We start from the raw sequence: 11,542 nt of genomic DNA, 5'->3' as shown, positions 1-11,542 counted from the left end.
TCACCCGTCCGCCACTAACCTCATCAGGAGCAAGCTCCATCAGAGATTCGTTCGACTTGCATGTATTAGGCACGCCGCCAGCGTTCGTCCTGAGCCAGGATCAAACTCTCCATAATAGTGAAGCCGAAGCTTCGTATTAAAGAGCCTTGAAGGCTCAATCTTTACAACTGGTTTGTCTTCCGACAGCCGAAGCCATCTTCCGACGTTTTGTTCGTTTTCTTACGCTCGATGTTCAGTTTTCAAAGAACAATTTGTGATTCGTTTTGCGCTCGTTTGCGTTTCGTTTTTCTTGTCGTTCTCGCTAACGGCGACTTTTATAATATATCACAGCTGACTAGTACTTGGCAACAGGTATTTTCTTACATCCCTTATTGCTCGTTATGTATGTCGTCTGCATGTCCCCTCAATTAGTGGGGCGAATGATAATTTAACATATCCAACAGCCGTGAGTCAAGCCTTTTTTCAATCTTTTATCTTTGAGATCTTAATCCTACCGCATAGCGAGATAGCTCTCTTGGTGGAGCAATGCGTGCGTACATACGGAATATGATCTTATATCGCTTAGTAATCGCTTCTTTAACCGGTCCATCCAATCTTCTATCACTCATATCAAGCAACATCTCATCCATTTCCTTACGCAACAAATAATCAAATTCCTTACATTCCTTATCCGTGAACATGATACCGAGCATAGAGTACGGACCTCCTGTGAACGAGCAGCATTTACCGGAATCCCTCACCTATAAGATAGAGGATTCCAGCACGTTCTACTGTTATGCTCTTTTTCACCCTACTTTATGACAGATCCATCCGTCCTAACAAAACTTTAACTCATTAACCATAAAGTAATCGTACTTTCAACAACGGCTCCTAAGAGCAGAAGTACTACGATAGCAATAACCGCGGGCACGGCTCCAGTAGCTGTTCTTACAAATGGGTGCCACGGTTTCGATTTCCCTAGCGCCGATCCGAAGATCCCCTTGATTAATGTTATTCCAAAACGCATTCCAAATGCACAAGCCAAGAAAACAGCAGATAGCTCCAATATTCCATGTGGCAACAAACCTTTAAAAACTAACTCCCATACATTCATTCCTCTAGCTGCAAATCCATCAATCAAAAAGCCTAAGATCATTCCATTAGAGACAAGCATGATGATTGGCATAATACCTGCAATAATCCCCAACACCATGGCTAGGAGGACATTGAACACGTTATTCACCGTAATAAGCAGGAATGCCGTAAATTCTGGGCTTTTTGACTCATCGATCTTTTCCGCTATCGAACGTACTCCATTGATCTGTTGTTCCAAGAACTCTGTAGGAGCATTAGGCGTTCCTCCAATAACCATACCCGCGAAGAACAAGATGACTGAGAATATGAAATACGGACGGATCTCTTTCCACGTTTGATGCAGCCTTTTACGCGAAAACATACAACAATTCCTCCAATGTAACCTTTTAATAAACTTTATTGCTAGTCCACTATCCATATGAATAACTCTATAGGTCAAGCATACATTGATAGTATCCAAGTGCTGCCGACATGTCCAACTCAAGGGGACATAGACGTGAACAGCTAATATTGAAAGGAGTCGATCATTCTAATGAACTATTTTTTCGTAATTAACGGACGACGTGTGAAGAAAATATTTTTCCTAACTCTGGCAGCCATTCTGTCTATCGCAGTCATTTGGGTGGAGAAAAATAACCTTAGTGTATTCGCCCCCCACCCACCTGCCGCAGTGTATAATGTGCCCACCGAACGCAAAGTTGTTGCTTTGACCTTCGACATCAGCTGGGGAGAAAAGCGTGCTGAGCCCATTCTCGAAATTCTAAAGGAAAAGAACGTGAGCAACGTCACCTTCTTCTTATCTTCCCCTTGGAGCAAAACACATCCAGATATCGTTAAGAAAATTACAGACGCAGGATATGAAATTGGTAGCCATGGCCACAAGCATGATAACTACAGCCAATATAGCGATGAAGATATTCGTAAGCAAATCACAACAGCCGATGGCATCCTGAAGGATATGACCGGCAAATCCCCCAACCTAATCCGGATGCCGAACGGCGATTTTGATAAACGAGTTCTTAGAATCGCAGAAGACCTCAACTACAAAGTCATACAATGGGATACGGATTCACTGGATTGGAAAAATCCAGGCGTCGACACGATCATTAATCGAGTCGTAAACAAAGCTCATCCTGGAGACATTATTCTTTTACATGCCAGCGACTCCTGCAAGCAAACACATGAAGCTCTCCCTGCCATTATTGATCAGCTACGTGCGAAAGGTTTTGAATTCATTACCGTGTCACAAATGATTAATCAAACGGAGACAAACGATAAAACAATCGAGGATCGTTCTTCATGGAACGAGCTTACATCGCCCTATTTTACTTAGCAAGCTTGACAACAGGACTAGCCTCAGGGGATTTAGCTAATATTTTATGCAATTGCATGATTTGATAGGCATTACAAACAAAAATCGGAATCAACTGATACAGAAGCGATGAGATATCTCCGAGCTTGAATACCGGAATCGACTCCATGACAGTTATTGCAATCAAGAAAAATATTGTCGGTATCCAAGCTCCGGAGGATGTTTGTCGAACTTTCATCCACGCAACCAATGTTGAGACAAAGATAAGAGCTAATGGCAGCAACCAGAACATTGCGTCAGGAAAATTCGTATCATAAGTCCAATAACCAATCTCCACTAATACAAACAGAGCAATAAAGCCTTGAATCGCAACCCATGAATAAGGTCGTTTGAAAATACTACGAGCAATGTAATTCAGCATTAAATATGCAAAAAAGCCCATGTGTGCAAAAGCGCCAAACGTCATACCGATTAATGCCATCATCAATATGTAGGACAACCACCCACTCGCCTCAACTTCTCGGAAGTCGGGGTTAAACAATTGGATACAGACACTGCCAATAACCGTGACGATTGCGCCGATTATGATGGTCGTACCGAATAATTTCATCCATTTACGTAAATTCAATTTCATAAGCCTCCTCTTGTGTGTTCACCATGTATTTTACCATGAACAAGATAAAAAGCCATGAACATCCCCTTATATTCATAAGGTTGTCGAAGCATACTACAGCCATTACCCTAGAGAAGGGAGCTGATCGGTATGCTTTATCGATTGCGATGGGTTGGGTATTTGTTAGGAATGTCCTTGTTGCTCACTTCATGTGGACCTGAATCCGGAAGCAGCAGTAACGGAGGAGGACAGATGAACTACAAGGATGTTAAATCCATGGTTATAGACATTCTTGGCTCCGAAGAGGCACAGAAAGCAATGGAGAAAGCCTCAACTGCTCAATTCGGAGAAAGTACTTTGCAAATGAAAAGTATGACCCCTTCAGATCAAGCTCAAGTCAGACTCACAGTGAAAGATGTTCTAACTTCACCTGAGTACAGCAAGATTATGGAAAAAATCATGACGGACCCTAAGTTTGCAGGCGAATTTGCCAAAGTTGTCAGCAAGGATAACAAACAAATTCATAAAGATTTAATGAAAGATCCTGCTTACCAGAAAGATCTCGTCGATATGTTCAAAACCCCAGAGATGACTAAGATTATGACCGATTCTTTGAAGACGGCCGATGTCCGTAAAGTCATCATGAGTTCCGTTACAGAATCCATGGAAAATCCCATCTTCAAGCTTGAGATTATGAAGCTGCTACAAAGCGTTGTAAAAGAAGAAATGTCACCGAAGACGGAGAAGAAGGAAGGAAAGAAAGAATCTGAAGGTGGACAAGGCTCAGAAGGCGAAGATAGTGGCGGGGATAGCGGTGGCGGGGATAGCGGTGGCGACGGTGGTGACAGCGGCGGCAGTTAAGCCAATATAAAGTGAGGGGCTGTAACATGAAGGTCTTAGACCTAGATGCTACAGCCCCTCTTTATTGCGTTTGACGCTTCGTTAATACTCGTCTAGATGCCTGTCTATTGCTTATTGACCGCAGCGATCAATAATCGCTTGTGCTAGCGTTAAGTACTCTTTGCCGATATCGGAATCTGCTTTGTATACAGACGGGGAATAATCAGGCTCAGAAGGATGATTGTCGGGAGCACCTAGAGGGAATTGTGCTAATAGCTCAGTGTTAAGCGTCTCTGCAAGCTTTCCTCCACCCCCACGACCAAATACATATTCGCGGTTGCCGGTTTCTTTGCTTTCAAAATAAGACATGTTCTCCACAACGCCTAGAATCTCATGATTTGTTTTTATGGCCATGGATCCAGCACGAGCCGCGACAAAGGCAGCTGTTGCATGGGGAGTTGTAACGATGATCTCCTTGCTATGAGGAATCATCTGGTGAACATCAAGCGCGACATCTCCTGTCCCAGGTGGCAGATCAAGCAGTAAGAAGTCTAATTCGCCCCACTCAACCTCCGAGAAGAAATTCCGCAGCATTTTCCCTAGCATCGGGCCACGCCAGACGATTGGGCTATTATCCTCTACAAAGAATCCCATCGAAATCACTTTAACTCCAAAACGCTCAACCGGAATGACTTTATTATCGACTTGCTCAGGACGCTGTTCAATCCCCATCATATCTGGAACGCTAAATCCGTAAATATCACTATCGATAAGGCCAACTCTTTTCCCTTGTCTGGCTAGAGCTACAGCTAGGTTCACTGTGACAGTGGATTTACCAACGCCGCCTTTACCGCTTGCGATCGCTATAAATTGCACTCCACTATCTGGGTTTAGGATCGAATGATTCTCTAAGCCTTCTCCATGCCCTTTGATAGGTGCTGCCTTCTTCTCTTCTGCAGGGGTAGCCTTTTGTCCTTGGGAGGATGTCTGTGATTTAGAAATCAGCTCAGCCTTCTCATTGTCCGTCATCGCACGAAAACGGAGGTGAGGTGAATTCACGTCTATTGTGGCTAATGCTTGCGTAATGTCCTGTTCCACTACTGATTTATTTTCCAAGCTATCTGGGTGTAGCACAATAGAAATAGATGTACTGCCTTCCCTAACCATAATATCTCTAGCTAACCCAAGCTCGGTTAGGCTTTTTTTGATCGTTGGTTCAAGTACAGCTTGAAGGACTTCAAGAATGGATTCTTTGGTGACCACGAATTCGACCCCCTATCAATTTTGCATCCATTATAACACAGGCTTCTCCGAATCACCGGATGTAAACTTTAGGATGCCTCTATATATAGAAGCAGCAACCTTCCTTTGGTACTCCTCATCCGCGAGCAGATTCGCTTCCTCTGGATGTGACAGAAAACCGACTTCCACTAAGGCTGTTGGCATTTCTAGCGTTTTGAGCAAATAGATCGTATCTGCTTTTTTCGCAATTCGTTGCGTATTCCCTAAAACAACTCTCAGTTCATTCTGGATATCGGAAGCGAGTCGCTTACCTTCCGTATTCTTAGCGGCATAAAAGGTTTGCGCTCCCGACCACTTAGGAGATGGTATGCTGTTCATATGTATACTGATCGTTAAATCGGCCTTCTGTTTACGAACTTGATTCGCCCGTTGCTGAAGATCCTCCGTCTTACGACGAGAGTACCCTTTTGTTTCAGGTAATGCCAGGTCATAATCACCTTCACGAGTGAGTTGCACCACTGCCCCTGATTGCTGTAAGTAATCCCGTAAATACAGCACGATAGCCAGGTTCAAGTCTTTCTCGATAATTCCATCGCGACTAACTGCTCCTCCATCAGCCCCACCGTGACCGGCGTCTAAAGCAATGACTTTACCCGTTAACGGTAAGGTCCAATGAGTCCACGTTCTTGAGGAAGGTATCTCGCTTAGGAACACTGCTGCAGTTAACATCATTAAACAAACGATAATACCCAATCTCAATAATGCTTTCTTGGTCATCCAGATGACGAGATGCTTACGCCGAGTTAATCTTGACCAAATTGTTCGCCCTTGTCCATTAAACATAACAAATCCACCTCATCCCGGGAAAGCTCCCTACATCATATGGGACAAGGTGGATATTTATGATTTAGAAAATAAATTAGATTGCGTAAGATTTACTTGCTTCAGCCATACCCTCAATGAGAATAGCAGCTACTTCCGGTCTGGAAAATTCAGGTGGCGGGCAAATTCCATCACGTAGTAAGGCACGAACTTTCGTTCCAGATAACGTGAGGTGATGCTCCTTATCATGCGGACAAGTTTTACTTGAAGCCATGTTTCCACATTTCGTGCAGAAGAAGCTATGTTCAAAAAATAACGGAGTTATGCCAAGCTCTTCAATCGAGAAAGTCTTAAGCAAATCTTGAGCCTCGTAAGTACCATAATAGTCACCCACTCCAGCATGGTCACGACCTACAATAAAATGTGTACAACCGTAGTTTTTGCGAACCAGGGCGTGGAATATAGCTTCACGTGGTCCAGCGTAACGCATTGCAGCTGGGAAAACTCCTAAAAATGCACGATCAGAAGGGTAGTAGTTCTCCAAGAGGGCTAGGTAGCTCTTCATCCGCACATTCGCTGGAACATCATCGGATTTCGTTTCCCCAACAAGTGGGTTTAGGAACAATCCATCAACGATTTCCATAGCTGCTTTCTGAATATATTCATGCGCTCTATGCACTGGATTACGAGTCTGGAAGCCTACAACCGTTTTCCAGCCCTTATCCGCGAAGATGCGCCGAGTTTCCGTAGGATCAAAGTAAAATTCGTTAAATTTCTCAGGAATAGGACGGTTCAGTACTTGAATTGAACCTCCAACGTAATTGTCAGGACGGTCGAACAGCTTCACAACACCTGGGTGCTCCATGGAGTCTGTCTTGAATACTTTAACCGCTTCATTACGTTTATCAACCTTATAAATACTATCGACATTGATTACAGCGTAGATAATCCCGTCGTTCTCTCCGACAAGAGCCGCTTGTTTCCCTACCGCTAAGTTAGCAGCTTGATCATTGGTTACTGCTAGTGTAATTGGAATACTCCATACCAGACCATTCGAAAGACGAATATTATTTACGACAGATAAGTAATCTTCCTCATTCATAAAACCATTAAGTGGGCTAAATGCCCCAACACCGATAAGATCGATATCAGAAATCGTCCAAGTATTAACGGGAATCACTGCCAAATTAGCAGCTTGAGTGAGCAGTTCATCACGTTCCTGTCCCTCAACTATTCGATTTACTAATATTCCGCCATGTGGTTGAATTGCGCTCATAGTCTGAGTAGCTCCTTCTCATCTTATCTCTTTTATTTGTGTAGACCGCACTCCGTTTTCTCATTACCAGCCCAACGACCAGCGCGTGGATCTTCACCTGGCATAACTTGCTTCGTGCAGTGCTCACAGCCAATGCTCGGATAGTTCTGATCATGCAAAGGATTGTAAATAATATCATTTTCCTTAATATATGCCCATACTTCTTCTGAGGTCCAAGATGCCAATGGGTTGAACTTCACAAGTCCAAACTTAGTATCGTATTCAACCTTCTTCGCATTCGCACGAGTCGGTGCTTGATCGCGACGAATACCCGTAATCCAAGCTTCATACTGAGAAAGTATACGAGTCAAAGGTTCAACTTTACGTAAGTTGCAGCATCCTGAAGGATCACTTTTCCACAATTCATCCCCATGTTCAGCAGCTTGTTGCTCTGGAGTAAGCTTTGATTTCACTTCTACGAACTTTAGATTGTATTTCTCAGCCATACGGTCACGTGTTTCATAAGTTTCCTTGAAGTGAAAATCCGTATCTAGATAAAAAATATCCGAGGATGGACTGATTTTTTGGATCATATCCACTAGGACTACATCTTCAGCTCCGAAGCTACAAGCAAATGTAATGTTAGGGAATGTCTCAATCGCCCAAGCGATTACCGTTTCAGCCGATGCATTTTCGAATTCCTCTGCCTTCTGACGGATGATGTTTTCCTTCTCAATTAAGTTCATGAATATAACCTCCGTTTAATCCCTAGTATTTAAGTATGAATACATAATATTATACGCTCAATGCTACAATAGTTCAATCCATACTTCCGACTAATAGTCTAAAAGTATACAAAAAATGCCTTTCCCGCCATCGTATATAATGGGAGAAAGGCATGATTTCTGCTTTGTATAATATTAACGTTTGGAGAATTGAGGAGCACGACGAGCTGCTTTCAATCCGTATTTCTTACGTTCTTTCATACGTGGATCACGAGTAAGGAATCCAGCTTTCTTAAGCGCCGGACGAAGTTCCGGATCAGCTTTCAGAAGAGCACGGGAGATACCATGACGGATAGCACCAGCTTGACCGGAAGTACCGCCACCATGAGCCAATATGAGGATATCATATTTAGTCACAGTATCAGTTAGGTTAAGAGGTTGTTTAACGATCAATTTCAATGTTTCAAGGTCGAAATAGTCGTTGATTTCACGTTTGTTGATAACGATGCGGCCTTCACCCGGCACGAGTCGAACTCGCGCTACGGAGTGCTTGCGGCGACCCGTTCCTAAATATTGCACTTGAGCCATTCGAAAGTCCTCCTTTTTTTATCCGCGAAGTTCGTAAACTTCAGGTTGTTGGGCTTGATGTGGATGTTGTGTTCCTGCATATACTTTAAGCTTGCTGTGAAGCTGGTGACCAAGCTTGTTTTTAGGTAACATACCATAAACGGCCAATTCGATAATGCGAGCAGGTTTTTTGTTGATCATTTCCTGTGCAGTTGTCGTTTTCAATCCGCCTGGATAGTGGGAATGCGTGTAATATTTCTTCTGTTGCAATTTCTTACCTGTAAGAACGATCTTCTCTGCGTTAATCACGATTACGAAGTCACCAGTATCGATATGTGGGGTGAATTCAGGTTTGTGCTTTCCGCGGATAAGCGCTGCAACTTCACTAGCAAGACGACCAAGAGTTTTACCTTCGGCGTCGATAAGGTGCCATTTACGCTCAACTTCAAGCGGCTTAGCCATATAGGTTATACGCATGTAATATCCTCCTTCGGGTTACTTCCCTACTTTGTATGTGGTACGACTATAACGTTCTTATTCAATCATATCTTAGTTGGTTGGGTGACATTTCTACGCTGGGGCTGTGGGATAGCCACGCAGAAAGCACAAAATTTATTGTACATGATTTCGGGCATTTATGCAAGCAAAAAAATATCAAGAATTGAATTCTAATGTTTGCTTATGCCTAATCCTTCATATACAACTTCCCACAAGGAAAGTCCGTGCGGCATCGCTGTCGGTCCCGCTGCAGCACGATTACAGGCATCGAGAATCGTCTTCATATCCCCTGCAGTCCTTTTCCCTTCCCCTACCTGAATAAGTGTCCCAGCAATGATCCTTACCATGTTATAAAGGAATCCTGAACCGGTAACATACAGATGGATAACTCCACGTTGTTTACCTGGATAATGAAGCTCATCCCATTCTCGTCCAAAATGATCCGCGGGGATCGGATAATGATCAGGGTAAGCTTCTTCAAGATCCATTCTGACATCTAAGATGGTACGGACATGGCTAGATTTCGTTGACTTAGGTGCTGTGAACGAAGAAAAGTCATGCTCGCCAAGCAAACATTCAAGACCTGATCGCATTGCTGCAAAATCAAGCGGAGTTGGGTGATGAAACTGATAACGCCGACGAAACAAATCGGGATTGCGATTACAATTAATCGTATACCGATAGGTTTTACTCTTTGCCCCACGACGTGCGTGGAATTGATCAGGAACTAGAAACACGCTTTGCACAACGATGTCATTCGGCAGTCTCGTATTCAAAGCCAACATCCAGCGTTCGATAGGAATGCTTGAGGATGTTGTGAAGTTAACGACCTGACCTCTTGCATGTACGCCAGCATCCGTGCGTCCAGAACCCGTGACATGGATGACCTCACCAGACAAAGCTTGAATGGCCTCTTCCAGCTTGTTTTGAATCGTATTGCCACTTGGCTGACTCTGGAAGCCGTAATAATTCGTTCCGTCATAGCTGACGATGAGACCTATATTACGCATATCTCATCCTCCAATACAATGCCATTGAAGACGGCAGATGAACCCACAAAAAAAGGATGATCCGAATACATGATTCGGTCCATCCTTCTTTGCTCCGTTCTTACGCGCGATCAACGAGCTCAAGATACACCATCGGAGCTGAATCTCCACGGCGAGGTCCTAGCTTTAAGATGCGTGTATATCCACCCGGACGCTCCGCATAACGCGGTGCCAATTCGGAGAATAGTTTTTGGATGGCGTCTTGTTCACCGTTAAGTGTTTCACGACGCACGAATGCCGCTACCTGACGACGAGCGTGCAGGTCACCGCGTTTAGCGAGAGTAATCAATCGCTCTGCGATGGAGCGTACTTCCTTAGCTTTCGCTTCAGTCGTCTGAATGCGCTCGTACAGGAACAGGTCGGTACACAAGTCACGGAAAAGTGCTTTCCGCGAGCTGGAATCACGACTCAGTTTTTGATAAGCCATTTGTTTTCCCTCCTCACTGGTGCGAACGATGATGCAGTTGCATGAAGCGTCTGCGTTCAATCGTCACAATTGCTGTATAACATTAACGATGCTACTCGTCGAAACGTAAGCCCAATCCCAACTCTTCAAGCTTCTCTTGTACTTCTTCCAAAGACTTCCGGCCTAAGTTACGGACCTTCATCATGTCTTCTTCCGTTTTCGTGATCAGCTCTTGAACGGTGTTGATGCCAGCACGTTTCAAGCAGTTATAGGAACGGACGGAAAGGTCTAGCTCTTCGATAGTCATCTCGAGCACTTTTTCCTTTTTGTCCTCTTCCTTTTCTTTCATCGTTTCGGTATCTTTTGCCTCATCCGTAAGACCTACGAACAGGGACAAGTGATCGGTCATGATTTTTGCACCCAAGCTAACTGCTTCTTCAGGTCGGATACTGCCATCGGTCCATACTTCAAGCGTAAGCTTGTCATAGTTAGTTACTTGACCAACGCGTGTATTCTCAACTTGATAGTTAACACGGGTAATTGGTGTGTAGATCGAATCGATTGGAATAACACCAATCGGCTGATCTTCCTTCTTGTTACGATCCGAAGGAACGTATCCACGTCCTACTCTGGCAAATATGCGCATATGAAGACGCGCACCAGAAGCCAGTGTAGCGATGTGTAAATCCGGATTCAAGATTTCCACGTCACTATCAGCGCGAATATCTCCAGCCGTAATTATTCCATCGCCTTCTGCATCGATTTCAAGCACCTTTTCCTCGTCGGAATGAATCTTCAGCGAAAGACGCTTTAGATTGAGGATGATTTGTGTAACATCCTCAATCACTCCTGGAATCGTGGAAAATTCATGCAGAACGCCATCAATCTGTACCGATACAACTGCTGCGCCCGGTAAGGACGACAACAGAATTCGACGAAGAGAATTACCTAATGTCATACCATAACCACGTTCAAGTGGTTCTACTACGAATTTGCCGTATCTCTTGTCATCCTGTAGTTCAACTGTATCGATCTTTGGTTTTTCGATCACTATCACAACCAATACCTCCTTCAAAACGTCGCTGACGTTGCTCTTTGTTCACCCATGCTAAATGGTTCAACCTTGATTAAGGAGAAAT

14 protein-coding genes and 1 rRNA gene are annotated in these 11,542 nt (G+C 43.9%); 2 read left to right on the top strand and 13 right to left on the bottom strand.

Annotated features, from left to right (window positions below):
- The 3 genes from M1K58_RS28875 to M1K58_RS28865 form a co-directional block, all read right to left on the bottom strand.
- A 16S ribosomal RNA gene (locus M1K58_RS28875) occupies positions 1 to 116 on the bottom strand; the annotation flags it as partial.
- A gap of 354 nt (positions 117 to 470) precedes the next feature.
- Positions 471 to 692 (bottom strand): hypothetical protein, encoded by a 222-nt coding sequence (locus M1K58_RS28870; protein ID WP_256762373.1) that lies wholly within the window; start codon positions 690 to 692, stop codon positions 471 to 473.
- A 134-nt stretch (positions 693 to 826) separates the two neighbouring features.
- Positions 827 to 1,435 (bottom strand): stage II sporulation protein M, encoded by a 609-nt coding sequence (locus tag M1K58_RS28865; RefSeq protein ID WP_256762372.1) that lies wholly within the window; start codon positions 1,433 to 1,435, stop codon positions 827 to 829.
- A gap of 171 nt (positions 1,436 to 1,606) precedes the next feature.
- Between M1K58_RS28865 and pdaB the strand changes: the two genes are divergently transcribed.
- Complete coding sequence (pdaB, locus tag M1K58_RS28860) at positions 1,607 to 2,407, top strand: polysaccharide deacetylase family sporulation protein PdaB (protein ID WP_256762371.1); 801 nt, start codon at positions 1,607 to 1,609, stop codon at positions 2,405 to 2,407.
- On the opposite strand, the gene M1K58_RS28855 is transcribed toward pdaB, so the two are convergent.
- Entirely contained in the window at positions 2,400 to 3,014 is a 615-nt protein-coding gene (locus tag M1K58_RS28855; protein WP_256762370.1) for a KinB-signaling pathway activation protein, read from the bottom strand. The genes pdaB and M1K58_RS28855 overlap by 8 nt on opposite strands.
- Before the next feature lie 135 nt (positions 3,015 to 3,149).
- On the opposite strand from M1K58_RS28855, the gene gerD reads away from it, so the two are divergent.
- On the top strand, positions 3,150 to 3,860 hold the full coding sequence (gerD, locus tag M1K58_RS28850) for a spore germination lipoprotein GerD (protein ID WP_256762369.1): 711 nt from the start codon (positions 3,150 to 3,152) through the stop codon (positions 3,858 to 3,860).
- Positions 3,861 to 3,971: 111 nt separating this feature from the next.
- Here gerD and M1K58_RS28845 read toward each other — a convergent pair whose 3' ends face one another.
- From M1K58_RS28845 to M1K58_RS28805, 9 genes are all read right to left on the bottom strand, one after another.
- Entirely contained in the window at positions 3,972 to 5,102 is a 1,131-nt protein-coding gene (locus tag M1K58_RS28845; protein WP_256762368.1) for an Mrp/NBP35 family ATP-binding protein, read from the bottom strand.
- A 30-nt stretch (positions 5,103 to 5,132) separates the two neighbouring features.
- Positions 5,133 to 5,924 (bottom strand): N-acetylmuramoyl-L-alanine amidase CwlD, encoded by a 792-nt coding sequence (gene cwlD, locus M1K58_RS28840; RefSeq protein ID WP_256762367.1) that lies wholly within the window; start codon positions 5,922 to 5,924, stop codon positions 5,133 to 5,135.
- Positions 5,925 to 6,000: 76 nt separating this feature from the next.
- The gene (sat, locus tag M1K58_RS28835) at positions 6,001 to 7,179 is read right to left on the bottom strand and encodes a sulfate adenylyltransferase (RefSeq protein ID WP_256762366.1); all 1,179 of its coding nucleotides are present in this window, start codon (positions 7,177 to 7,179) and stop codon (positions 6,001 to 6,003) included.
- 32 nt (positions 7,180 to 7,211) lie between these two features.
- Positions 7,212 to 7,904, bottom strand: a complete 693-nt coding sequence (locus M1K58_RS28830) for a phosphoadenylyl-sulfate reductase (protein ID WP_256762365.1) — start codon at positions 7,902 to 7,904, stop codon at positions 7,212 to 7,214.
- 174 nt (positions 7,905 to 8,078) lie between these two features.
- Positions 8,079 to 8,471 carry a 30S ribosomal protein S9 gene (gene rpsI / locus M1K58_RS28825; protein ID WP_182302901.1) on the bottom strand — a complete coding sequence of 131 codons (393 nt, stop codon included), beginning with the start codon at positions 8,469 to 8,471 and terminating at the stop codon, positions 8,079 to 8,081.
- A gap of 18 nt (positions 8,472 to 8,489) precedes the next feature.
- On the bottom strand, positions 8,490 to 8,927 hold the full coding sequence (gene rplM, locus M1K58_RS28820; protein ID WP_256762364.1) for a 50S ribosomal protein L13: 438 nt from the start codon (positions 8,925 to 8,927) through the stop codon (positions 8,490 to 8,492).
- A 191-nt stretch (positions 8,928 to 9,118) separates the two neighbouring features.
- Positions 9,119 to 9,958, bottom strand: a complete 840-nt coding sequence (gene truA / locus M1K58_RS28815; protein ID WP_256762363.1) for a tRNA pseudouridine(38-40) synthase TruA — start codon at positions 9,956 to 9,958, stop codon at positions 9,119 to 9,121.
- Between the two features lie 100 nt (positions 9,959 to 10,058).
- Positions 10,059 to 10,424, bottom strand: a complete 366-nt coding sequence (gene rplQ, locus M1K58_RS28810; protein WP_256762362.1) for a 50S ribosomal protein L17 — start codon at positions 10,422 to 10,424, stop codon at positions 10,059 to 10,061.
- 91 nt (positions 10,425 to 10,515) lie between these two features.
- Positions 10,516 to 11,460 (bottom strand): DNA-directed RNA polymerase subunit alpha, encoded by a 945-nt coding sequence (locus M1K58_RS28805; RefSeq protein ID WP_256762361.1) that lies wholly within the window; start codon positions 11,458 to 11,460, stop codon positions 10,516 to 10,518.
- Positions 11,461 to 11,542: the final 82 nt, after the last annotated feature.

It is taken from the genome of Cohnella sp. WQ 127256 (assembly GCF_024519285.1).
GTDB lineage: Bacteria > Bacillota > Bacilli > Paenibacillales > Paenibacillaceae > Cohnella.
Note: the sequence above shows the minus strand (reverse complement) of the source record. Positions and strands in the feature narration are given on the sequence as shown.

Excerpts from the sequence above, each read along its gene's own strand:
- gerD (WP_256762369.1), top strand. The coding sequence starts at position 3,150 with ATGCTTTATCGATTGCGATGGGTTGGGTATTTGTTAGGAATGTCCTTG.
- M1K58_RS28830 (WP_256762365.1), bottom strand. The coding sequence starts at position 7,904 with ATGAACTTAATTGAGAAGGAAAACATCATCCGTCAGAAGGCAGAGGAA.
- M1K58_RS28865 (WP_256762372.1), bottom strand. The coding sequence starts at position 1,435 with ATGTTTTCGCGTAAAAGGCTGCATCAAACGTGGAAAGAGATCCGTCCG.
- cwlD (WP_256762367.1), bottom strand. The coding sequence starts at position 5,924 with ATGTTTAATGGACAAGGGCGAACAATTTGGTCAAGATTAACTCGGCGT.
- rplM (WP_256762364.1), bottom strand. The coding sequence starts at position 8,927 with ATGCGTATAACCTATATGGCTAAGCCGCTTGAAGTTGAGCGTAAATGG.
- rpsI (WP_182302901.1), bottom strand. The coding sequence starts at position 8,471 with ATGGCTCAAGTGCAATATTTAGGAACGGGTCGCCGCAAGCACTCCGTA.
- truA (WP_256762363.1), bottom strand. The coding sequence starts at position 9,958 with ATGCGTAATATAGGTCTCATCGTCAGCTATGACGGAACGAATTATTAC.
- M1K58_RS28870 (WP_256762373.1), bottom strand. The coding sequence starts at position 692 with ATGCTCGGTATCATGTTCACGGATAAGGAATGTAAGGAATTTGATTAT.
- rplQ (WP_256762362.1), bottom strand. The coding sequence starts at position 10,424 with ATGGCTTATCAAAAACTGAGTCGTGATTCCAGCTCGCGGAAAGCACTT.
- sat (WP_256762366.1), bottom strand. The coding sequence starts at position 7,179 with ATGAGCGCAATTCAACCACATGGCGGAATATTAGTAAATCGAATAGTT.
- pdaB (WP_256762371.1), top strand. The coding sequence starts at position 1,607 with ATGAACTATTTTTTCGTAATTAACGGACGACGTGTGAAGAAAATATTT.